The sequence below is a fragment of the Brachybacterium sp. JB7 genome, from assembly GCF_003335205.1.
In the GTDB taxonomy this organism is placed as follows: domain Bacteria; phylum Actinomycetota; class Actinomycetes; order Actinomycetales; family Dermabacteraceae; genus Brachybacterium; species Brachybacterium alimentarium.
The window spans coordinates 19,412-42,377 of sequence record NZ_QPGN01000015.1; the positions used below are offsets into that span (position 1 = coordinate 19,412).

A 22,966-nucleotide genomic window follows, 5' to 3' on the forward strand; every position below is an offset into this window, starting at 1 on the left:
ATGAGGCGGGGTGAACAGGGCCCTCGGCAGTCGCATGGGGGTGCTCGTGGGCGGCGGCAGCCTCGGCTACCGGCCGGTCACGCTACCACTGTGAAAGTATTTCCCCACCGCCGCGGACGGCCCGAGGCGGTGGACGATGCGCATATCACAGCGCAATCCTGGGCGCAGACGATTCGTGAAGTTGCCAGGCGTGCGAGCTGTGACGTGGCGCACCCGTAGGTCACGACCTGATCATGGGTGACGATTTCGACGACAACCCGGCTATCGTGAACGTTCACCCTCGACGAGGAGGAAGGAGACCATCCCTCATGAGCAGCTTCACACGGCGTGCGGCACTCGCGGGCACGGGAGCCGCCGGCATGGCCGCAGCGCTCGCCGCCTGCGCCCCGCCGAACCCCGGCAACATCAATGCCGAGGCGACCATCCCGCCATCCGACGGTCCTGTCACCGTCACCTACTGGGCCTGGCTGAAGGACCTTCAGAAGGTCGCTGACGTCTTCAACGAGACGCAGGACCGGATCCGGGTGGAGGCCACCTGGATCCCCGGTGGCAACACCGGCGGCTACGCCAAGATCCTCTCCGCGGTCGCCGCCGGCGGCGGTCCCGACATCGCGCAGGTCGAGCTGCGGCAGGTGCCCGAGTTCGCCCTGGCCGGTGCGCTCGTGGACCTCACCCGCTACGGCTTCGCCGAGCAGGCGGACGCCTTCGACCCGGGTGCGATCTCCCAGGTCAAGGTGGGCGACTCCTACTGGGCCGTCCCGCAGGACACGGGGCCGGTGGCCACGTTCTACAACCGGGAGGTCCTCGAGGACGAGCTCGGGCTGCAGGCCCCCGCCACCTGGGACGAGTTCCGCGAGACCGCGGGCATCGTCTCCGAGGCCGGCAAGAAGCTCATCAGCCTCGACCCCTCCGACGGCTCCCACCCGATCGCCTGGGCGATGCAGACCGGCGCGGTCTGGTTCCGGCCCGAGGGTGACGGCTGGATCGTGGACATGACCGACGACGCCTCGATGCGGATGGCGGAGTTCTGGGACGGCATCCTGGCCGACAAGATCATCGGCACCGGCTACGGCTCCTACACCACCCCCTGGTACGCGGCGGCCGGCGACGGCAACGTGCTGGCGTCCATCAGCGGCTCATGGTCCGACGCCCTCAACGAGACCGTCCCCGGCGGCTCCGGCAAATGGGCCGTGGCGCCCATGCCGCGCTGGGACGACGGCTACGCCTCCGGCGGCCACGGCGGCTCGTCGGCCGCAGTGCTGTCCACCAGCCAGCACCCGGTCGAGGCGCTCGAGTTCCTCACCTGGATGTGCACCGATCCTGCCGGGATCGACGCCATGATCGAGTTCTCCGGCATCGGCTGGTCGCCCGCCAAGGACTACATCGGCGAGATCCGGCAGCAGCCCTCAGAGTTCTTCTCCGGACAGAACTACAACGAAGAGGTCATCGTGCCGATGGCCGAGGGGCAGAACCTCGACTGGACCTGGGCGCCGATGATGCAGCGCGCCCAGGCGATCATCGGCGACGGCATGACCAACGCCGTCAGCGGCGAGGTGCCGCTGGTCGACATGTTCGCCAACTCGCAGAAGGAGATCGTCAAGATCATGCGCGACATGGGACTGGATGCGGAGGAGGCACGATGAGATCGAAGACCGCTCCCTGGCTCCTGCTGGCCCCCTTCCTGGTGCTGTTCATCGGCACCATGATCGTGCCGATCATCATGGCGATCGGCTACAGCTTCACCTCCGTCGAGCGCTCCGGCCTGCTCGGCGAGGGCGGGCTGACGAACTCCTTCGCCTGGTTCGACAACTACGTCGCGGCGCTGACCAACGCGAACTTCGTGGCCTCCATCGGCCGCATGGTCCTGTTCGGCGTGGTGCAGGTGACGGTCATGATCGTGGCCGCCACGGTCCTGGCGCTGCTGCTCGAGAGCGCCTCCGCACGGTGGCCGGGATTCTTCCGCGCCACCTACTTCCTGCCCTACGGCATCCCCGGCGTGATCGCCACGATCCTGTGGTCGTTCCTGTACATCCCGGGGCTGTCCCCGATCGTGGACGTGCTCGGAGCGGTGGGCATCAACATCGACTTCCTGGGCCCGAACATGGTGCTGTGGTCGATCGCGAACATCGTGACCTGGACCTACACCGGCTACAACATGCTGATCATCATCGCGCAGCTGAAGTCGATCCCCGGTGAGCTCTACGAGGCCGCGAAGATCGACGGCGCGACCTCGTTCCGCGTCGCCACCTCGATCCAGCTGCCGCTGATCCGCCCGGCCCTGATGCTCACGGTGATCTTCTCGATCATCGGCACCCTGCAGCTGTTCGCCGAGCCGCGGCTGCTGCAGACCATGAGCGCCGGCATCACGTCGGAGTACACCCCGAACATGTCCGCCTACGCGTTCGCGTTCCAGTACAACGACATCGGCATGGCGGCGGCGCAGTCCGTGATCATCGCCCTGGCCGCCTTCCTGCTCTCGGCCGTTGCGCTGGGAGTCTCCAACTGGACGGAGAAGCGCCGATGAGCTCCCTCGACAACAAGACCGCCACCACGGACCGACGCACGGGCAGCACGCCTGCCACGGGCAAGTCGGTCAAGGCCCCCCGCGGGGACGGCCGCGCCGGCACCCGGGACGCCGGCCGCAAGCCGACCACGACGATCATCGTCACGGCCCTGCTCGCGATCGTCGCGATCTACTTCCTGGTGCCCGTCTACTGGGTGGTCGTCAACGCCAGCAAGTCCACCGAGGACCTGTTCGGCACGAACGGCTTCTGGTTCGGCGAGAACTTCCAGCTGTTGGACAACCTCAAGGCCGTGCTGTCCGCCAACGGCGGGATCTTCCCGCGCTGGGGGCTGAACTCGCTGCTGTACTCCGGTATCGGCTCCGTGGTGGCCACCTACTTCGCGGTCGCCGCGGGGTACGCCCTGGCCAAGTACCGCTTCACGGGCCGGAAGCTCGTGTACGGGCTGGTGCTGGGCGGCGTGCTGGTCCCCGGCACCGCCGTGGCCCTGCCGCTGTTCTTCCTGTTCTCCTCGATCGGGATCACCAACACCTACTGGGCCGTGCTGATCCCCTCGCTGGTGAGCCCCTTCGGCCTGTTCCTGGCCTCGATCTACGCCGGAGCCGCCGTGCCCGACGAGATGCTCGAGGCGGGCCGGCTCGACGGCGTCAGCGAGCTGGGGCTGTTCCATCGCCTCTCGCTGCCGCAGCTGACCCCGGCGATCGTGACCATCCTGCTGTTCCAGTTCGTCGCGATCTGGAACAACTACATGCTCCCCCTGGTCATGCTGGCCGACGAGAAGCTGTATCCGATCACCCTGGGCCTGGACAACTGGCGGGCCCAGACCGACCGGCTGCCGGAGTTCTACCAGCTCACCACCGGCGGCGCCCTGCTGTCGGTGATCCCGCTGGCGATCCTCATCCTGGTGCTGCAGCGCTTCTGGCGCGGCGGACTCACCGAGGGCTCCGTCAAGGGCTGATCGCGCCTCGGCCGACGCACCGCCCCCGGGCGCCGACGCACCGCCGCCGGGCGCCGACGCACCGCCCCCGGGCGAGGCGTCGCCGTGCGACCTCGAATCCCCTGATCCGTCCCGCTCGTCGGCCCGGATCAGGGGATTCGTCGTTCCGGTCCGTGCTCGCCGGTGTCGTCCTGTGACCTTCGGTGCGTGCAGATGCTTGCATCTGCGGTGACGGCCCCGTTCGATGGACCCATGACCGCACTCGACTCCCGCCCCGACATCCCTCGTCGCGCCGTGCTCGCGGTGGGGGCAGGTGCCCCGGTGGCGACGCTCGCGCTCGCGGGCTGCAGCGACGACGACCCCGGCACGGACAGGGAGGTCGGGCAGCCGGATCTCCTCGCGGACGGGGAGCGCGCGGATCCGGGCGCGGCAGCCGGCGCCGGGCAGCTCGCGGTGCCTTTCAGCTCCCGTCTGCTGGGCGCCCTGGGCCGCTCCGAGGTCAATCTGATCTGCTCGCCCCTGTCGGCGCAGGTGGCCCTGACCATGGCCGGCCTCGGCGCGGCCGGAGACACCCGTGCGCAGCTGGAGGAGGTGCTCGGCGGCAGCATCGACGAGCTCGCGGCCACCGCGAACACGCTGTCGAGCGTGCTCGAGGCCGTCGGCGACGATGAGCGCGAAGAGGCCGACGAGGAGGCCCCCGAACCGGCGGTCGCCTCTCTGGTCGACGGTGCGTGGCTGCAGGAGGGACTCTCGGTCCAGGAGGAGTTCCTGAGCGGCCTCAAGACCCATCTCGGCACCGGTGTGTACGAAGTGGACTTCACCGACCAGGAGGAGCGGGAGAAGGGGCGGGAGCGCATCAACGACTGGGTCTCCGACGCCACCGGCGATCTCATCGAGGAGCTCATCCCGGAGAGCGCGCTCTCCGACGCGACCCGCATGGTGCTGGTCAACGCCCTCCACCTCAAGGCCGCCTGGTCGAACTCCCTGTCCACCACTGGCGGCACCTTCACCACCTCCGCGGGGGAGGAGGTGAGCGCGGAGATGCTCACCGGCGGGACCTCGTCCTGGTACGAGGACGATCTGTGCCGCGCGACGTCCCTGGACACCTATGGGGACGATCTCGCGCTCGCACTGGTTCAGCCGGTCGAGGACCTCGCGAGCGTGATCGACGCCTGGGCCGACGCCGCCGACGACGGGGCGTCCGGTCTCGCGGCACTGCTCGCCGGGCTCGAGAGCTCTGACGCCGCCACCGAGGTGACGCTGCCCGGCTTCGACATCGAGTGGGGCGACTCGCTGAAGCACGTCCTCCAAGGGCTGGGGATGGAGGATCCGTTCACCGATGCCGCCGACTTCTCCGGCATCACCGCGCAGGAGCAGCTGATGATCACCGACGTCCTGCAGAAGGCCGTGATCACGGTCGACGAGGACGGGATGGAGGCCGCCGCCGCGACCGGCGTCATCGCCGACACCACCTCGGCACAGACGGGCCAGCACGAGCTGATCCTGGACTCGCCGTTCCTCGTCGTCGCCTACGAGCGCACGACGCAGGCACCGCTGGTGGCCGGCTGGATCGGGGACCCGACGCAGACGCGCTGATCGGCGGCCCGTGACTCCGCCCGGTGCACCCGTCCGTCTCACCGCCGGCGGGCCCCTCCTGCGGGCTCCGTCGGCGGACCCGCGCGACCGCGCCGGCGGCGAACCTACGCGACCACGCCGTCGGCCCAGGGGCGAGGGATGGGCGCTTTCCCACGGAACCGCCGGCGCCGACTACCGTGGTCAGCACAGGTTCCGGAGAGTTCTCGCGATGGAGGAGACATGACCGCTGCACGCCCCTGGCCGCTCGGAGTCGACGGGATCATCTACGGCGGTGACTACAACCCGGAGCAGTGGCCCCGCGAGGTCCGCCTGGAGGACATCGAGCTCATGCGCGAGGCCGGGGTGAACCTGGTCAGCGTCGCGATCTTCGCCTGGGCCACGCTCGAGCCGCGCGAGGGCGAGTACGACTTCGCCTGGCTCGACGAGGTCATGGACCACCTCGCCGACGCAGGCATCAAGGTCGCCCTCGCCACCGCGACCGCGTCCCCGCCGCCGTGGCTCACCCGCGCCCATCCCGAGATCCTCCCCGTCACCGAGGACGGCACCGTGCTCGGCCAGGGAGGGCGGCAGTCCTACGCGGTCTCCTCACCGCTGCTGCGCGAATACGCGCTGCGCATGACCCGTGTGATGGCCGAGCGCTACGGCGAGCATCCGGCCCTCGCGCTGTGGCATGTCGACAACGAGCTGGGCTGCCATGTCCCGCACGACTACTCCGATCATGCCGCGACCGCCTTCCGGGCCTGGCTCGAGCGCCGGTACGAGACCATCGACGCCCTCAACGCGGCCTGGGGCACGGCGTTCTGGTCGCAGCGCTACGACTCCTTCGAGGAGATCCTGCCGCCGCGCGCCGCCCCCACCTACGCCAACCCCACCCAGCAGTTCGACTTCGCCCGCTTCTCCAGCGACGAGCTGCTGACCCACTACCGCGCCCTGCGGGACGTGCTGCGCGAGGTGACCCCGCAGGTCCCGGCCACCACCAACTTCATGCTCTCCAGCGCCACGAAGTGGATGGACTACTTCTCCTGGGCGGGGGACGTGGACCTGGTCGCCAATGACCACTACCTGATCGCGGCCGACGAGCGCGGTCAGATCGAGCTGGCGATGGCCGCCGATCTCACCCGCGGAGCGGCCGGCGGGGACCCGTGGATCCTCATGGAGCACTCCACCTCCGCCGTGAACTGGCAGCCCCGCAACCGCGCCAAGGGGCGCGGGGAGATGCTGCGCAACTCGCTCGCCCATGTCGCTCGCGGGGCCGACGGGGTCATGTTCTTCCAGTGGCGCCAGTCCCGAGCCGGGGCCGAGAAGTTCCACTCCGCGATGGTGCCCCACGGCGGCCGGGACACGGACGTCTGGCGGAACACCGTGGGCCTGGGCCGGGCGCTCGAGGCGCTTGCTCCGGTGCACGGAAGCCGGGTGCTGAACCGGGTCGCGATCGTCGTCGACTATCCCTCGTGGTGGGCTGCCGAGCTGGACTCCCACCCCACCCAGCACCTGCGCTACTCCGAGGAGCTGCTGCGCTGGTACACCGCGCTGTGGGACCTCGGTGTGGGCGTGGACATGGTGCCCACGGGCGTGGACCTCACCGGCTACGAGCTGGTCATCGCGCCCACCCTGTACTCGGTGACGGACGAGGATGCCGGCCTCCTCGCCGACGCTGCACGGTCCGGCACCCAGGTGGTCATCACCTTCTTCTCCGGCATCGTCGACGAGCACGACCACGTGCGGCTCGGCGGCTACCCCGGTGCGTTCCGCGACCTGCTCGGTGTGCGCACCGAGGAGTTCTACCCGCTGCAGGAGGGCGAGATCCTCCACCTCGACGACGGCACCGCCGCCGATCTGTGGAGCGAGAAGACGCATCTCGAGGGTGCCGAGGCAGTGCGCACCTGGGCCGACGGGCCGCTGCGCGGCTGGCCTGCGGTGACCCGTCAGGAGGTCGGGGAGGGCGCCGGGTGGTACGTCGCCGCCCGCCCGTCGGCCGAGGGGCTCGAGACCCTCGTGGGCGAGATCGTCGCCGCCGCAGGGGTCGAGGCGTCGGTGTCCGGCCTGCACCGGGATGTCGAGGCCGTGCGTCGCTTCGCCGAGGACGGCACGACCTACCTGTTCGTGCTGAACCACTCCGACCGCGACCAGGTCGTGCAGGTCAGCGGGCGGGACCTGCTCAGCGGCACCGACGCGGACGGCGCCTTCACCGTCCACGCCGGCTCCGCGGCGGTCGTCCAGGAGAGCTGACGCCCTGCAGGCTGCGCCGCCCCCGTGGCGACCAGAGTTTTGCTGCCCGCACGACCAGAGTTTTGCTGCCCGCACGACCAGAGTTTTGTGGCTGTTATGTCGCAGGACATCGGTGACAGTTCTGTATCAGGACATCGGTGACACTTCCGTGGCTCTTGGTGGTGACTGTTATGTCGCAGGACATCGGTGACAGTTCTGTATCAGGACATCGGTGACACTTCCGTGGCTCTTGGTGGTGACACTTCGCCGGTAAAAATGGGCGGTGAGCAGAAACGAGCCCGTCGATCCCACTGTCCGCCTGGCCATCTCGCGGTGGCCTGATGACGCGCCGCGTGGGCGTGTCAGATGGTCTGTGTAAGCCGTACCGAGAGGAACGGTAAGAATCATGACCATGACCAACGAGAAGCAGCAGCCGGGCGGTGAGCCGTCGGGCCAGGATTTGGTCGAGCAGTTGAAGGCCTCCGGACAGCTCGATGCACTGTTCGCGCAGATCGACGCGGGCAAGGTCGAGCTGACCGGCGACAGCGGGTTCGTGCCCGCGCTGGTCAAGGCCGCGCTCGAGCGAGGTCTGCAGGCCGAGCTGACCAGCCATCTGGGCTATGAGAAGGGCTCCGAGGACGCGGCGAAGCACGCCAACTCCCGTAACGGCACGACGCCAAAGAAGGTCGAGTCCGAGGTCGGGCCGATCGAGCTGGACGTGCCCCGCGACCGGGGAGGCTCGTTCACCCCGCGCCTGGTCCCCAAGGGGCAGCGCCGTCTGGGCGGGCTCGATGACATGATCATCAGCCTCTATGCCGGCGGGATGACGATCCGCGATATCCAGCACCATCTGGCCTCCACAATCGGCACGGACCTGTCCCACGAGACGATCAGCAACATCACTGACGCCGTCTCCGAGGAGGTCCTGGCCTGGCAGTCCCGGCCGCTGGAGGAGTTCTACCCGGTGATGTATCTCGACGCGATCCGGATCAAGATCCGAGAGAACAGCCAGGTCATCAACCGAGCTGCCTATATCGCCGTCGGTGTGGACCTGGACGGGATCAAGCACGTGCTGGGAATCTGGGTCCAGGACACCGAGGGATCGGCGTTCTGGGCCCACGTCTGCGCGGACCTCGCCAACCGGGGCATTCGGGACGTGCTGATCGTCTGCTGCGACGGCCTCAAGGGTCTTCCAGAGGCGATCGAGGCGACGTGGCCGGAATCGATGGTCCAAACCTGCGTGGTCCACCTGATCAGGGCCGCGATGCGGTTCGTGGCCTACCAGGACCGCAAGAAGGTCGCCAAGGCGTTGAAGCCGGTCTACACGGCCCCGAGCGAGGACGTCGCCCGCAAGGCGCTGGCTGATTTCGAGGCCTCTGAGTTGGGGCAGAAGTACCCATCTGCGGCTGCGACCTGGGCGGCCTCGTGGGAGAGGTTCATTCCGTTCCTGCAGTTCCCGCCGATGCTCCGCAAGGTCATCTACACGACGAACAGCATCGAGTCGCTGAACTTCCAGCTGCGGAAGGTCACCAAGAACCGCGGGCACTTCCCGACCACGGAAGCGGCCGTGAAGTTGCTCTGGCTGGCGATCTGCAACATCGAAGACAAGCGCGCCGCCGAGCGCGAGAAGGACCGTGGCAAGCCCGCCGGCCAAAGGAAGGCCCAGGGCCGACTCGTCGAGGGCCAGGTCGTCACCAACTGGAAACAAGCCCTCGCGCAGCTCGCAGCGGCCTATCCCGAACGGATCACCCCCTACCTGTGAACACCCCGCTTACACAGACAAGTTGACAGGCCCCGCCGCGTGGGTCGGTGAGCACGTTCTGCGTCGAGCACGGCATCTCGCGCAAGACGTTCTACGTCCTCCGTGCTCGCGCCCGCGTCGATGGGCCCGCGGCCGTGCTCGAGCCCCGCACCAAACGACCACATACCTCCCCGGGCCAGCTCGATGAAGAGGTCAAGGACCAGGCTGTTCAGGTCCGCGCCGCACTCGAAGCGTCTGGGCTGGATCACGGTCCGATCAGCGTCCACGACCGGATGAAAGCGATGGGACTTGAAGCGCCATCGATCGCGGCCCTGGCACGGATCTTCCGCGAACGAGGCGTGGCTCGACTGGAGCCGAGGAAGCGGCCTCGCGCGTCCTGGCGGCGGTTCGTCTATCCGGCACCGAACGCGTGCTGGCAGCTGGATGCGACCCAGTACGTCCTCACCAACGGCCGGACCTGCGTGATCTTCCAGCTCCAGGACGATCATTCGCGCCTCGCGGTCGCCTCTCACGTGGCGGGCAGCGAGACCGCTGAAGCAGCGATCGCGGTGTTCAACAAGGGCACCGCGCGTTGCGGAACTCCACAGCGTCTGCTCACCGACAACGGAGCCGCGCTGAACCCCACGCGCCGTGGGATGAAGGGCCAGCTCGTCATCCACGTGACCGCGCTGGGAGTCGAGGCGATCACCGGGAAGCCCTACAAGCCGACCACGCAGGGCAAGAACGAACGATTCCACCAGACCTTGTTCCGCTGGCTGGACAAGCAGCCCATCGCGGGAAGCATCGAAGAGCTCCAAGCACAGGTCGACGAGTTCGACGTCATCTATAACGAGCAACGCCCTCACCAGGGACTTCCCGGACGGATCACACCACGCCAAGCCTGGGACGCGACTGAGCCGGCACCGTCTCCCCGGCCTGTCGTGGAGCCCAGCCTGATCATCGAGTCCGTCGGGGACAGCAAGAAGCGTTCCCGGAAGCTCCCCCGGGAGCGGGTCATCCAGACCGGTGAACGAACACGGGTGGTGAACAACAACGGCACGATCACCCTCCACGGCGTCGCGTTCCAGGTCTCCTACCCTCATGCCCAGCAGGAAGTGCACGTCCTCGTCGAACAGGCCAGCGTCACGTTCGTCGACCTTCACGGCGAGATCCTGGCCGAGCACGCTTGGCCCCCGCTCGGCATCCGATACGCCTCCAAGCACACGGGTCAACGGAGCGGCAAACGCCGAGGCCGGCCACCGAAGAACCCCGAACCGTCACCGATGTCCTGAGACATCAACTGTCACCGATGTCCTGATACAGAACTGTCACCGAAGTCCTGAGACATCACACGATGTCGTCGCGCACATCGGTCGTGCGGCCACAAAACTCTGCCACCCTCGGTGACGGGGTGACGGGGTGACGGGGTGACGGGGTGACGGGGTGACGGGGTGACGGGGTGACGGGGTGACGGGGTGACGGGGTGACGGGGCGAGAGGGGAGGCGGGGCGAGAAGAGGGCAGCACCCCGCTGCCGGGCCTGCGACACTGGACGTAAGACGTTTCACCGAGAGGACGACCACCGATGACCGCCCTGCTGCAGCCGACGCCCGACGGGTTCCTCCGTGCCGGGACGCCCCATCTCGTGATCTCCGGGGCGATCCACTACTTCCGCGTGCACCCCGACCAGTGGCGCGACCGCCTGCGGCGCCTGGTGGCGATGGGCTGCAACACGGTGGAGACCTATGTGGCCTGGAACGTCCATCAGCCCGCACCGGACGTAGTCGACTTCGCGGGCATCGCGGATCTGGGCCGCTTCCTGGACATCGCGGGGGAGGAGGGCCTGGACGCGATCGTGCGGCCCGGCCCGTACATCTGCGCCGAGTGGGAGAACGGCGGATTCCCGGGCTGGATCCTCGCCGACCGCAACATGCGACTGCGCAACCGCAACGCACCGTACCTGCAGCTTGTGGACGCCTGGTTCGACCAGCTGATCCCCGTGATCGCCGAGCGCCAGGCGGGCCGCGGCGGCAACGTGGTGATGGTGCAGGTCGAGAACGAGTACGGGAGCTTCGGCGACGACACGGCCTATCTCGCGCACCTGCGCGACGGCCTGATCGCCCGCGGCATCGAGGAGCTGCTGGTGACGTCCGACGGGCCGGCGCGCATGTGGCTGACCGGCGGCACCGTGGACGGCGCCCTCGGCACGGTCAACTTCGGCTCGCGCGCCCTCGAGGTGCTCGCGATGGCGCAGGAGGAGCTGCCCGCGCAGCCCCAGATGTGCATGGAGTTCTGGAACGGCTGGTTCGACCACTGGGGCGAGGAGCACCATGCCCGCACCGGGGACGACGCCGCCGGCGAGCTCGCGGACATGCTCGGCCACGGCATGAGCGTGAACTTCTACATGGCCCACGGTGGCACCAATTTCGGGCTGCGCGCCGGTGCGAACCACGACGGGGCTCTGCAGCCCACCACCACGAGCTACGACTACGACGCCCCGATCGCGGAGAACGGCGAGCTCACCGAGAAGTTCCGCGCCTTCCGTGCAGTGATCGCCCAGCACGTCGAGCTGCCCGCTCTCGAGGATCACCTCGCCCGGCTCGGGCTCGACGCCGTCCCGGCCCGTCTGCCCGCCGCAGAGCTGCCGATCGAGAAGACCGTCCCCCTGCGCGACACCGAACGCTTCGTGCGCAGCGTCGAGGTGCATCCCACGCCGCCCTCGTTCGAGGACATGGGGCTGGAGCGCGGTCTGCTGCGCCTGAGCCGCGACCTCGAGATCGCCGCGGGTGAGCGCGACGGCCGCACCGAGATCTCACCGCTGAAGCTCTATGACCTCCACGATCGCGCCTGGGTGTATGTCGACGGGCTGTACGTCGGCGCTACCGGCGTGGTCGGGAACGAGCAGCGCGAGACCGACCCCGCCACCATCGAGCTGAGCGGATTCGCGGACCGGCTACTGCCTGAGGGTGGCCGCCGCACCGTGCGTGTCGAGATCCTGGTCGAGAACCTCGGCCGCGTGAACTTCGGCCCGCGACTGGGCGAACGCAAGGGCATCCTCGGCGGCGTCTGGCAGACGATCCGCTTCCTCAACGACTGGGAGGCCGACGCCTGGCCGCTCGAGGACATGGGTGACGAGCTCGCGGAGCTGCTCGCGCAGGGCCCCGCCGTCGACGAGCACGCGGCCGACGCAGCGGACGACGCCGCCGAGTCCGGCACCTCCACCGTGCTCGATGACGCTCTGCCCGTGCTGGCCGGCTCCTCCTTCGAGGCCGACGGGCCGGTGGACACCTTCCTCGACGTCTCCGGTGCGGGCCACGGCGTCGCCTACGTCAACGGCTTCTGCGTGGGCCGCTACTGGAACATCGGCCCGCAGCAGACGCTCTACGTCCCGGCGCCGCTGGTGCGCGCCGGACGCAACGAGGTGCTGCTGCTGGACCTGGAGAAGCGGCCGACGCGCCTGGCGCTCGCCGAGGAGCACGTCTTCGGACGCACCGACGGCTGAGGCTGGCCGGCTGGCCGGCTGACCGACGAGCCGACGGCTGAGTGCAGGCGGTCGACGCCATGGCCGTCGGCCGAGACGAGTCGACTCGGCCGACGGCTCCCGGCCCGTCCTCGTGGCGACGGCTGCACCGTCGGGCGATCGACGGCCGTGTCCAGGCGCCCGCCCCCGTCGGGTGGTCGACGGCCGTGTCGCGGCGCCCGCCCCCGTCGGGTGGTCGACAGCCGTGTCCAGGCGCCCGCCCGTGTCAGGTGCGGTTCGAGGGCGTGACCGGGACGTCGTCGGGCAGGAGCTCCGCGAACTCCTCGAGGATCTGCTTGCCGCCCTTCTCCTCCCACTCGCGGAGCGCGGCCGTGAAGTGGTCCATCGACGCGCGACCCTGGATCACCTCGTCACGGGCCTCGTCCAGCCGGGTCTTGATCTTGGTGCCCAGGCGGGAGTTGGTGGGGGAGTACAGGCCCTTGATCGGACTCTTCTGCGCGAGGGGCAGCAGCTCCTGCTCGATCTCGTAGATGTAGCGGGAGTCGTCGGGGATCGGGTTGTACACGACGCCCTCGCCCGCAGCCATGATCTGCAGGGCGCTCTGCAGGCCGGGAACGTTCTGGGCCCCTTCGTCGGTGAACAGGTAGTTGCCGTCGTCGACCGTGTACTCCTCACCTTCGGTGCCCCAGTTGACCTGCATGTACTCGGTGGTCCCGAAGGGTGCGGAGAGATAGTTGATCACGCTGAGCAGCTCCCGGATGCGGGACTCGTCATCGGTCTTGCGGAAGGGGGTGAAGCCGACGGTGCCGTAGCCCATGTCGTAGGTGGGGATGCGCCCGTCGACCGCGGGGAACGGGATCATGACGTCGGCCCGCAGATCGGGGTTGTTCAGACGGGGCTCCGAGGCGCCGCGCGGCCCCACCGAGACCAAGGCGGCCAGCGTCCCGTTGGCCAGCAGCTGGGGTGCCTCGGCCAGGTTCAGGTCCGGATAGAACGCGCCGGCGGCGAACAGCTCTCGGGCGAACTCGAGCGCCTCGAGGTACTCCTCGGTCTGCTGCGCAGCGGTGAGGCTGCGATCCTCCTCGACCCGGTATCCGTTGGGGACCCCGAACCATTCGCCGATCATGTGGAACGCATTGGGGAGGAACGGTTCGAGCGCCCAGCGCTTGCCGGGGATCGACAGCTCCTGGCACTTCTCCAGGAACTGGGCGGCACTGTCGGCGCTGAAGCCGTCCACCTCCTCCCACACCTCCGGGTTGCCGATGTAGACCTGGCCGAACGGGGTGGAGGGGATAGGGGCTCCCCAGATCCGTCCGTTGACCACGGCGGTGCGCCAGGAGTCCTCGCGCAGAGCGGCGAGGTTGGGGTATTCGAGCACCGCGTCGCCCGCGAGGTAGTCGGTGAGATCGGTGAAGGCGGCCTCCAGCATCGGTCCGATGTTGGGGATGCCCTGGTTCGGCGGCACCCACATGAGGTCCGGCAGATTGCCCGAGGCCAGGGTGGTGGCGAACTTCGAGGGGTAGTCGTCCACCACCACGTCGAGATCGAAGATCCCGCCCATCGCCGAGTTCAGGCGCTTCCAGTAGGGGTTGCGATTCATCGGAGGGGGCGGGGTCTGGAAGGTCTGGGTCAGCCCGGTGATGGTGCCCGAGGCGATGGGGGCGTTCGACGTGGTCGTGATCAGCTGATCGGGGACCGTCAGGTACACGTCGTGGAGGCCCTCGGCATTGCCGGGCAGGTCCGGGGTGAGCCCCTCCAGCGGTTGATAGGTCGGCAGGGTGACGTCCGGGACGTCGGGGATCTCCGGCTGGGGACGGGGGCCGCACGCCGCGGCGCCGGCTCCGAGCGCGAGGGCTCCGGCAGCGGCGAGGACGTGGCGACGTCGGGGTTCGGGGCGCATGGGATGCCTTTCTCGAGGGCGGGTGCTCAGCCCTTGACGGCGCCGGTGATGACGCCCTTGGAGAAGTACTTCTGGAGGAAGGGGTAGACCAGGAGGATCGGGACCAGCGCGACGACCACGACGGCCATCTTGATCGACTGCGGGGCGGCGGTCTGCTGCACGCCGAGCTGGTCCGCGGTCATCGACGTGCCCTGGATGACGTAGCTGCGCAGGATCAGCTGGATCGGCCACAGCTCCTGATCATTGATGTAGAGCATCGCGTTGAAGAAGGCGTTCCAGTACGCCACGGCGTAGAACAGCCCGATCACGGCGATCACCGCCTTCGACAGGGGCATCACGATCTGCCAGAGGATCCGGAAGTCGCTGGCGCCGTCTATGCGGGCGGCCTCGAGCAGCTCCTGGGGCAGCGCCATGAAGAACGAGCGCATCACGATGAAGTTGAAGGCCGCGAACGCCGTGGGCAGGATCAGCGACCACAGGCTGTCCAGCAGATGCAGCTCCTTGATCATGAGGTATAGCGGGATCAGACCGGGGGAGAAGAACATGGTCAGCACGATCGCCAGCAGCATCGGCTTGCCGAACAGGACCGGACGGCTGAGGGCGTAGGCCATCGTGATCGTCACGAACAGCGCGATGAGCGTGCCCGCGACCGTGACCAGCACGCTGACCCCCAGCGAGCGGAAGATGAGCGGGCTGGCGAAGATCGTCCGATACGCCTCGAGCGTCGGCTCGGTCGGGAACAGCACGTAGCCGCCGGCCTCGCGGATCTCGGCATCCGAGGCGAGCGAGGTGGAGACCACCACGAGCATCGGCACCAGGATCGAGATCGAGATCGCGAGGACCACGAGCGTCTTGAGGACCGACAGGGCGGGAGAGGGCTTCTCCATCCACGCGGGCCGCTCGGAGCGACCGCCGAGCAGGTCCCACAGGCGCTGGTGGAACCCGCGCTCGTCGGGCAGGCCGGAGCGGGAGGCGGGGGCTGTGCGATCGGTGGTCGGTGCGCTCATTTGCTGCTCCCTCGGTAGATGCCGTCCTCGCCCAGCAGGTGGGCGACCTTGTTGGAGGCGAGGATGAGGATCGTGCCCACGACTCCCTTGGCCAGGCCGGCGGCCGCGCCCATCGACCAGCTGCCGTCGATCACGCCGGCGTAGTAGCTGTAGGTGTCCAGCACTTCGGCGGCCTCGGGGCCGACGGCGTCGCGCTGCAGGATGAACTGCTCGAAGCCGACGGTGAGGATCGAGCCCAGCTGCAGGATCAGCAGCAGCACGATCACCGGGCGCATGCCCGGCAGCGTGATGTGCCAGATGCGGTGCAGGCGGCCGGCGCCGTCCGTCGCGGCCGATTCGTACAGCGAGGACGGGATGGAGGCGAGGGCGGCGAGGAAGATGATCATCCCCCACCCGGCGTCCTTCCAGATCACCTGCAGGGTCACCAGCAGCGGGAAGGTGCTGGGGTTGGTCATGAACGGGATCGTGTCCATGCCGTGCGAGGCGAGGAACTGGTTGATGAATCCGGCCCCGCCCAGCATCTGCTGGAACAGTGCGATCACCAGCACCCACGACAGGAAGTGCGGCAGGTACACGATCGACTGGAAGGCCTTGCGGAATCGGGGGGTCATCATCGAGTCGACGATCAGCGCGAGGACGATCGGCACCGGGAAGAACAGGGCCAGCTGCACCGCCGCCAGCACGAGGGTGTTGCGCAGTGCCACCAGGAACTGCTCGTCGTTGAACAGGTCGATGAAGTTCCACATCCCGACCCACTCGGCCTCCGGGATGGTGATGAAGGGGTAGTAGTCCTGGAAGGCGATGACGTTGCCGAGGATGGGGACGTAGAAGAACAGCAGCAGGCAGAGCGCCCCCGGGATCATCAGCACGAGCATCTGCCAGTCCTTCTGCAGCCGGCTGCGGAAGGAGGCTCGGGGCCTCCGGGGCGCGGTCGGCGCGGCGCGGCTGGTCGTCACCGCCTGCGGGGGCGGCGCGGGCGTCTGCGCGGTCGACGTGGTCACGAGATCGGTCCTCTCGGTCATGACCCCGGAGCGGGGCCGCTCACCCCGCAGGCCTCAGTGCCTTGACAGGGTGAGATCGAGAGTAAATGCTTTCACTACCTTTGTAAATCAGTTCAGCACGGTGTGTCCGTACCCAGCTCCACGATCCCTCGTCACGAGGATGATGGGGCCTGCCCACTGTGCATCTCTTTGAAAGCGGTTCCCTCCATGACTGACCTCAAGATCGGCGTGATCGGTTTCGGCGCCCGTGGCGGCCTCGCGCGGCATGCCCACCTGCCCGGGGAGGGGTCCCGGGTCACGGTCGTGGCCGAGCCGACCTCCCGGGGCAAGGACAAGGCGCGTGAGCTGTTCGGCGACGAGGTCGCCACGGTCGACGACGTGGACCAGCTGCTGGCCGAGCACCAGGTCGACGCGGTGATGATCCTGGCCCCGGACTACGCGCACGCCGAGGTGGCGCTGAAGACCCTCGGTGCCGGGATCCCCACCTTCTCGGAGAAGCCGATGGCGATCCGGGTCGAGGACACCGATGCGATGCTCGCGCTCGCGAAGGAGAAGCGCACCCGCCTGTTCGTCGGCCACAACATGCGCCACATGCCGGTGATCCGGCAGATGAAGGCGATCGTCGACTCCGGGCGCATCGGCCGCGTGCGGGCCATCTGGTGCCGCCACTTCGTGGGCACCGGCGGCGATTTCTACTTCAAGGACTGGCACGCCGAGCGCGCGAAGGCCACCTCCCTGCTGCTGCAGAAGGGCGCCCACGACATCGACGTCATCCACTGGCTGGCCGGGGGCTACACCCGCCGTGTCTCCGGCATCGGCGATCTCGCCGTCTACGGAGACGTCACCGACCGCCGCGACAACTCGGATCGTCTGATGGGCGACTGGTACGACGCGGACATCTGGCCCCCGACGGAGCAGAAGGAGCTTAACCCCGTGATCGACGTCGAGGACATCTCGATGCTGAACATGACGCTGGACAACGGGGTGCTGGCCTCCTACGAGCAGTGCCACTTCACGCCCGACTACTGGCGCAACTACACCGTGATCGGGGACGCGGGCCGGATCGAGAACATGGGCGACGGCAGCGGCGAGCAGATCCACATCTGGGAGTCCCGACGCTCCGGCCCCGGCCGTCCGGACGCGGTCGAGGTGATCGCCCGGGCCAGTGGTGGCCACGGCGGCGCCGATCCCAGCCTGGTCGCGGAGTTCCTGCGCTTCGCGCGCGAGGGCGGGAGCACCGACGTCTCGATCATCGCGGCCCGCGAGGCCGTCGCGACCGGCGTCTACGGGGCCGAGTCGATCCGCCACGGCGGCATCCCCTACGACATCCCCCCGGTCCCGGCCGACGTGCGCGAGTACTTCGACAACGGCCAGGCCTGACGCGGCCGTGGGAGCTCAGCCGGCCGGAGGGGAGGCGAGGGCCTCCGCCGCCCGGATGCTGTCCGTGTAGCCCTGCGGCATCCGCGCTGCGAGAGCCTCGTCGGCCGTGAACCACCGCAGATCGGAGTGCTCGTCGCTGACCTGCAGGCGAGCACCGTTCGCGGGAGTCGCGCAGTAGGTGACGATGCAGACTCGCCCCAGGTCGCCGAGATCGTAGATCCAGGAGTCCAGGATCGGGCCGACGTCGATCGCGATCCCGGCCTCCTCGAGCAGCTCACGACGCAGCGTGTCCTGGGGCGTGGAGTCCTCAGGATCGGGGCGCCCGCCGAGGAGCTCCCATTCGTCGCGCGGATTGCGGCCGAGCAGCACCCGGCCGGCGTCGTCCTGCAGTACGGCCTTGACCGAGACGCCGAGGCTCATGCGTCAGCGCCCCGGGTACGTGCCGAGCGCCCGGCTCCTGTCCCAGGACCGGCGCCGGCAGCTGCCCCAGCTCCAGCTCCAGCTCCTGCGTCGGTGTCTGCGTCAGATTCTGTCGCAGCTTCTGCTTCGGTTCCTGCTGCGATCGACTGCGATCGCTCGTGCTGGAACCACTTCGTGGTGACGGCGTCGACGGGGTCGATGCCCATCTGCTGCGCGTAGACCAGGCACATGCCGAGCACGTCTCCCAGCTCGTCGGCCAGCACCTGCTGCTGGGCATCGGCGTCGAGCCCGCGATCGCGGCTCTGTCCCGTCGCGGTCAAGTGCGCCTGGGCGAGTTCTCCGACCTCCTCGGCGAGCTTGAGCAGCGCCCACTCGGCCGACCGCTCGATGCCGTAGACCTCGGCGTACTGGGCGGAGAGCTTCTCGATCCGGGCGGAGATGTCGTGGAGGTCCATCCCGGCACCTTACGTGCGCTGTCGCATCCGCCGCGGCTGCTCCGGGGCCGGGTCGGCATCGGGCGACCCCACGTCAGCCGACGACGTCGTGCGCATGCAGCGCTTCGCGCACCTCGTGCACCGCTGCCGCTCCGGCGTGCAGCGGGAACGATGCGGCGACGAACCCGTCGGGCCGCACCAGGTACAGGCGGTCCCGGCGCAGTCGGCCCCACGGGTCGGGGGAGAAGGCGAACGGCCCCTCGACCCAGTCCGGCACGGCGACCGGCCTGTCGGCGTCCGTGCCGTAGGTGTGCAGCTGCCAGCTCATCGCGCGCAGACCTTCGGCGTTCTCCCTGGTCGGGGGCAGACGCAGGCCGACGGCCGGATCGGCCGCCCATCGTGGTGGCTGCTCGCCCTTGGGCACCGCGTGGTAGCGGATCCGGTACTGCCCGAGCAGTCCGCCGACATAGGGCCCCAGGCGTGTGGAGAGCAGGCGCGGTGCGAGGACGGCCATCACGTCCCGGGCCCGTCGGCGCAGGAACGCCGTCCCGCGACCGGGACGGGCGATCATGCCGAAGGCCTGGTCGGTCCACTCGATCAAGGTGAGCGCCACCGGCCGGCGCTCGAGCTCGTACCGGGCCAGCGCTGACTCGGAGCGATGCCCGGAGAGGACGTCGGCCAGCAGATGCGCCAGGTGGTGGGCGTCCTGCAGGCCCGTGTTCATGCCCTGCCCGCCGAGCGGGGAGTGCACGTGCGCGGCGTCGCCGGCGAGGAACACGGCCCCCTGGTGGAACGTGGAGGCGATGCGATGGTGCACGCGGTAGGCGGAGAACCAGTCGACCGAGTCGTAGTCGATGCCGAGGTCCGTGCGCGCCTCGGTGAGGGCCGTCTCCTGGTCGGGATGCTCCTCGCCGTGCAGCCAGATCAGGCGCTTGTGGCCGCCGGGGCCCAGCGGGAACAGGATCGCGAACTTCTCGTTCCCGAACTGGGCGACGAGCAGGTTCTCCGGCAGGCCGGTCACGCCATGGACGTCGGCCACGCAGAATGTCGCATCGTCGGTGACTCCCTCGAACGGCAGGGACAGCTGATGGCGCACGGCGGAGCCGGCTCCGTCGGCGCCGATGCACCAGCGGGCGCGGATCCGCAGCGGACCGTCCGGCCCGGTGACCACGGCTTCCACTCCGGCGTCCGGAGAGTCGGCGTCTGAGACCAGCGACTCCAGGCCGTGCTGCCACAGCACCGGATGCCCCTCGGTCGCGAGCGTGCGCGCCAGCAGCTCCTCGTTGCGGGACTGCTCGAAGATCTGCACCCCGGGGAACGGCGTCCAGCCCTCCTGCGCCTGGTCGATATTGATCCGGCTCGCCCGCCTCGTCGAACCGGGCTCTGCCTCGGTCGCCCCGGACTTTTCGTGAATCGCCCCGAACTCCCTCCGATCTCCGCGGATCTGGATCCCTGTCCCGGGCACGGCGCCGTCGAGGACCTGCTGCGTGAGGCCCAGCTGGTCGTAGATCTCCATGCTGCGCGCGTGGACCACGAGGGCACGCGACTCACGGGTCGGGCCCTCCTTCGAGTCGATCACGAGCGCCCGGACACCTCGTCGGGCGAGCACGAGGGCGGCCATCAGCCCGGTGGGACCGGCGCCGACGACCAGCACCTCGGTCTCGAGCGGAGCGGCGTCCTCGGTGCGTGTCATGGCGGCAACTCTCTGCGCGGCGATTCCGGATCAGGGCCTGGTGCCACCGTAGTCCCGTGTCCGAGGGTCCGCTGCTCCTGCGGGCACCGGTTCCGGAGCGCACCTCCGAGCCGTGCGATTCCTGCCCGGGAGGGCAGACTTCGCACGGCTCGGAGGTGATGACGGGATGGGGCGGCCGGGCCGCCGCGGGCGTCAGCCCTTCTGTCGGCCGGTGAAGCGCGGATTCTTCTTGTTGATCACGTAGATCCGTCCGCGCCGCCGCACCACCTGGGCGCCCGGCATGCGGGCCAGCGATCGCAGCGAGGAGCGGACCTTCATCGCGTCCCCGCCTCGTCGGGACCGGCGGCGCTCTCGGAGGCAGCGTCGGCGGTCGCATCGGGCTGCGACGCGGGGGCGGTCGTGGCTCCGGCTCGTGCACTCTGCCCGTACCGGCGACGGAACCTCTCCACGCGGCCGGCGGTGTCCAGCACCGTCGCCTTCCCCGTGTAGAACGGATGCGAGGCCGAGGAGACCTCGACGTCGATCACCGGATAGTCGTGGCCGTCCTCCCAGGTCACCGTCTTGTCGGAGGTGCGGGTGGAGCGGGTGAGGAAGGAGAAGTCCGCGCTCGCGTCGCGGAAGACGACGCTCTGGTAGTCGGGGTGGATGGTCGGCTTCATGGGATGTCCTCTCCAGGTGATCTCTCACCGGATCGAGGGTGGTGCTGGGTGCGGCGCCGAAGCGCCGGGGTCACCAGCTGGATTTCGTGATGCCGGGCAGTTCGCCGCGGTGGGCGGCGGCCCGGAAGCGGACCCGCGACAGGCCGAAGGTGCGCAGGTGGCCGCGGGGCCTGCCGTCGATCGCGTCGCGGTTGCGCAGCCGGGTGGGGCTCGCGTCCCGCGGCAGGCGCTGCAGCGAACGCTGCGCCTGGACCTTCTCGGCGAGCGTCGAGGCGGGGTCCTTGAGAGTGCGCTTGAGGATCGCGCGCTGCTCGGCATACCGGGCGACGGTCTCGCGTCGGCGGCGATCGGCCGCGATCTTCGAGGTCTTCGCCATCAGCGCTCCTCGCGGAACTCGACGACGGCCCGTGCTCGCGGGTCGAACTTGCGGGCGGTCAGACGGTCCGGGGTGTTCCGTCGGTTCTTGCTGGTCATGTACGTGTAGCCGGTTCCGGCGGTGGAGCGCAGCTTGATCGTGCCGCGCACGTCGTTCTTGGAGGCCATGGTGGGGATTCCTTTCAGATCTTCTCGCCGCGAGCGCGGATCTCGGCCACGACGGCCTCGATCCCACGACGGTCGATGGTGCGCAGGCCGCGGGCGGAGACCCGGAGCCGGACGGTGCGCCCCAGCGAGGGGACGTAGAACCGCTTGCGCTGGATGTTGGGGTCGAAGCGGCGCGAGGTGCGTCGATGCGAGTGGGAGATGGACTTCCCGAAGCTCGGTGCGGCTCCGGTGACTTGACAGCGTGACGACATGGTCGATGATACTACTTACTGAGAATCATTATCGTCAAGCAGGAGAGGTGGTGTCGGCGTGCCCGATGTCCACGCGTTCGATCACTTTCAACGATCCCGGAACGGCGGGAATTCCCTGCCTGTCTCCGTGGTCACGGCCATCGATCCGGTGCTCAGGGACTCCCTGGTGGCGAGCCTGCTGCTCGATGTCGAGGGGGCTGTCGAGCTCCGCTACGAGGTGACCGCTGACTCCTCCGCTCTGCGCCGCCTGCTCCTCTCGGTCGACGGCGTGCTCGAGGACGACGCCGTCACTCTCGACCACCCGTGCGTCTCCTGCGCCATGCGGGAGGACGCCGTGCCGACCCTCGACCGGCTCGCCCACGACCCGCGCACCGCGGCCGTCCTGCTCGCCCCGCCGATCAGCGCCGACCCCTCGGTCGTCGCCGGGACCCTCCGGCCCCATCAGGAGACATGGCATCTCGCGAGCGCCGTGGCGGTGCTCGCGACCGGGACCGCCGTCCATGACCTGCTCGGAGCCGACACGCTCGCCGAGCGGGACCTGCAGTGGGCCGATGGAGATGCGCGGAGCGTGGGGGAGGCGCTCGCCGCCCAGCTCGAGTACTCCGACCTGGTCGTCGCCGAGGGCGGGATCGACTCGGCCGGCGGAGAGCTGCTGGAGCATCTGCGCGCCCCGGAGCAGCGGCTGAGCGAGGGGCCTCACGACGTCGAGATCGGCCACGTGCTGGGCGGGCAGCTCGACCATCTGCACGCGCTGCGCCGACGCGACATGCGGTACGTCGAGCCCTACGGCGGGCCGACGGCGCACGGCACCTGGACCCTCGACCTGACCTCGGCCCGGCCGTTCCATCCCGAGCGTCTGCTCGAGAACATCGAGGCGCTGGGTGGCGGTCGGCTGCGGGCGCGCGGCCGGTTCTGGGTCCCGGACCGCCCCGACAGCATCTGCCAGTGGGACGGCGCCGGCGGCCAGGTCTCGATCGGAGCCGTCTGGAAGGCGGGCCTGGACCTGCCCACCACTCGGCTCGTGGTCACCGGGGTCGAGCCGGCCGACGGGCCGCGCGTGCGCGACGCCTTCGGGCGCAGCCTGCTCACCTCGCGGGAATGGGCTGCCGGGCTCTCACCCTGGCTCGGGGCCGAGGATCACCTCGCCCCGTGGCTCGGTGCCCGCGACGCGAACGTCTGACGGACGCGGCGCAG

Annotated in this window: 19 protein-coding genes and 2 pseudogenes; 10 read left to right on the forward strand and 11 right to left on the reverse strand. The window is 69.0% G+C overall.

Annotated features, from left to right (window positions below):
- Positions 1 to 308 precede the first annotated feature (308 nt).
- The 8 genes and pseudogenes from CIK81_RS14385 to CIK81_RS14425 all read left to right on the forward strand — a co-directional run bounded on the left by CIK81_RS14385 (position 309) and on the right by CIK81_RS14425 (position 12,505).
- Positions 309 to 1,643, forward strand: coding sequence for an ABC transporter substrate-binding protein (locus CIK81_RS14385; protein ID WP_096196361.1), 1,335 nt, complete (start codon positions 309 to 311; stop codon positions 1,641 to 1,643).
- Positions 1,640 to 2,524, forward strand: a complete 885-nt coding sequence (locus tag CIK81_RS14390) for a carbohydrate ABC transporter permease (protein ID WP_096166901.1) — start codon at positions 1,640 to 1,642, stop codon at positions 2,522 to 2,524. Before CIK81_RS14385 ends, CIK81_RS14390 begins: the two co-directional genes overlap by 4 nt.
- Positions 2,521 to 3,480: a carbohydrate ABC transporter permease gene (locus CIK81_RS14395; protein WP_158542055.1), complete on the forward strand. Its 960-nt coding sequence runs from the start codon at positions 2,521 to 2,523 to the stop codon at positions 3,478 to 3,480. The genes CIK81_RS14390 and CIK81_RS14395 overlap by 4 nt, the downstream gene beginning before the upstream one ends.
- Before the next feature lie 231 nt (positions 3,481 to 3,711).
- Complete coding sequence (locus CIK81_RS14400) at positions 3,712 to 5,055, forward strand: serpin family protein (protein WP_114355833.1); 1,344 nt, start codon at positions 3,712 to 3,714, stop codon at positions 5,053 to 5,055.
- Between the two features lie 219 nt (positions 5,056 to 5,274).
- A complete protein-coding gene (locus CIK81_RS14405; protein WP_114305603.1) occupies positions 5,275 to 7,284 on the forward strand; it encodes a beta-galactosidase in 2,010 nt (669 codons plus the stop codon).
- Between the two features lie 391 nt (positions 7,285 to 7,675).
- The gene (locus CIK81_RS14410) at positions 7,676 to 9,025 is read left to right on the forward strand and encodes an IS256 family transposase (RefSeq protein WP_096166685.1); all 1,350 of its coding nucleotides are present in this window, start codon (positions 7,676 to 7,678) and stop codon (positions 9,023 to 9,025) included.
- Positions 9,026 to 9,060: 35 nt separating this feature from the next.
- Positions 9,061 to 9,927, forward strand: a pseudogene (locus CIK81_RS14415) (integrase core domain-containing protein); the annotation flags it as partial.
- Positions 9,928 to 10,588: 661 nt separating this feature from the next.
- Entirely contained in the window at positions 10,589 to 12,505 is a 1,917-nt protein-coding gene (locus CIK81_RS14425) for a beta-galactosidase family protein (RefSeq protein WP_114355835.1), read from the forward strand.
- Between the two features lie 244 nt (positions 12,506 to 12,749).
- On the opposite strand, the gene CIK81_RS14430 is transcribed toward CIK81_RS14425, so the two are convergent.
- From CIK81_RS14430 to CIK81_RS14440, 3 genes are read right to left on the reverse strand one after another with little or no spacing between them, the layout of a single operon-like run.
- On the reverse strand, positions 12,750 to 14,384 hold the full coding sequence (locus CIK81_RS14430; protein ID WP_096165971.1) for an extracellular solute-binding protein: 1,635 nt from the start codon (positions 14,382 to 14,384) through the stop codon (positions 12,750 to 12,752).
- 26 nt (positions 14,385 to 14,410) lie between these two features.
- A complete protein-coding gene (locus CIK81_RS14435; RefSeq protein ID WP_096165972.1) occupies positions 14,411 to 15,391 on the reverse strand; it encodes a carbohydrate ABC transporter permease in 981 nt (326 codons plus the stop codon).
- Positions 15,388 to 16,266 (reverse strand): sugar ABC transporter permease, encoded by an 879-nt coding sequence (locus tag CIK81_RS14440; RefSeq protein WP_241964196.1) that lies wholly within the window; start codon positions 16,264 to 16,266, stop codon positions 15,388 to 15,390. The genes CIK81_RS14435 and CIK81_RS14440 overlap by 4 nt, the downstream gene beginning before the upstream one ends.
- 333 nt (positions 16,267 to 16,599) lie before the next feature.
- Here CIK81_RS14440 and CIK81_RS14445 point away from each other — a divergent pair, with 333 nt between their 5' ends.
- Positions 16,600 to 17,772, forward strand: a complete 1,173-nt coding sequence (locus CIK81_RS14445) for a Gfo/Idh/MocA family protein (RefSeq protein WP_114305627.1) — start codon at positions 16,600 to 16,602, stop codon at positions 17,770 to 17,772.
- A 15-nt stretch (positions 17,773 to 17,787) separates the two neighbouring features.
- Here the strand turns inward: CIK81_RS14445 and CIK81_RS14450 are convergent, their stop codons facing one another.
- The 8 genes and pseudogenes from CIK81_RS14450 to rpmB form a co-directional block, all read right to left on the reverse strand.
- Positions 17,788 to 18,192 (reverse strand): NUDIX domain-containing protein, encoded by a 405-nt coding sequence (locus CIK81_RS14450; protein WP_114355836.1) that lies wholly within the window; start codon positions 18,190 to 18,192, stop codon positions 17,788 to 17,790.
- Positions 18,189 to 18,647, reverse strand: coding sequence for a MazG nucleotide pyrophosphohydrolase domain-containing protein (locus CIK81_RS14455; RefSeq protein WP_114307507.1), 459 nt, complete (start codon positions 18,645 to 18,647; stop codon positions 18,189 to 18,191). The genes CIK81_RS14450 and CIK81_RS14455 overlap by 4 nt, the downstream gene beginning before the upstream one ends.
- A 73-nt stretch (positions 18,648 to 18,720) precedes the next feature.
- Complete coding sequence (locus CIK81_RS14460; RefSeq protein ID WP_114311351.1) at positions 18,721 to 20,319, reverse strand: FAD-dependent monooxygenase; 1,599 nt, start codon at positions 20,317 to 20,319, stop codon at positions 18,721 to 18,723.
- Between the two features lie 192 nt (positions 20,320 to 20,511).
- Positions 20,512 to 20,637, reverse strand: a complete 126-nt coding sequence (ykgO, locus tag CIK81_RS14465) for a type B 50S ribosomal protein L36 (RefSeq protein ID WP_096165977.1) — start codon at positions 20,635 to 20,637, stop codon at positions 20,512 to 20,514.
- A gap of 104 nt (positions 20,638 to 20,741) precedes the next feature.
- Positions 20,742 to 20,978, reverse strand: a pseudogene (locus tag CIK81_RS14470) (type B 50S ribosomal protein L31); the annotation flags it as partial.
- Between the two features lie 70 nt (positions 20,979 to 21,048).
- Entirely contained in the window at positions 21,049 to 21,354 is a 306-nt protein-coding gene (gene rpsN, locus CIK81_RS14475; RefSeq protein ID WP_096165979.1) for a 30S ribosomal protein S14, read from the reverse strand.
- On the reverse strand, positions 21,354 to 21,521 hold the full coding sequence (gene rpmG, locus CIK81_RS14480) for a 50S ribosomal protein L33 (protein WP_096165980.1): 168 nt from the start codon (positions 21,519 to 21,521) through the stop codon (positions 21,354 to 21,356). The genes rpsN and rpmG overlap by 1 nt, the downstream gene beginning before the upstream one ends.
- A gap of 14 nt (positions 21,522 to 21,535) precedes the next feature.
- Positions 21,536 to 21,772 carry a 50S ribosomal protein L28 gene (gene rpmB, locus CIK81_RS14485; RefSeq protein ID WP_096196370.1) on the reverse strand — a complete coding sequence of 79 codons (237 nt, stop codon included), beginning with the start codon at positions 21,770 to 21,772 and terminating at the stop codon, positions 21,536 to 21,538.
- A 58-nt stretch (positions 21,773 to 21,830) separates the two neighbouring features.
- On the opposite strand from rpmB, the gene CIK81_RS14490 reads away from it, so the two are divergent.
- The gene (locus CIK81_RS14490; RefSeq protein WP_241964192.1) at positions 21,831 to 22,952 is read left to right on the forward strand and encodes a GTP-binding protein; all 1,122 of its coding nucleotides are present in this window, start codon (positions 21,831 to 21,833) and stop codon (positions 22,950 to 22,952) included.
- Positions 22,953 to 22,966 lie beyond the last annotated feature (14 nt).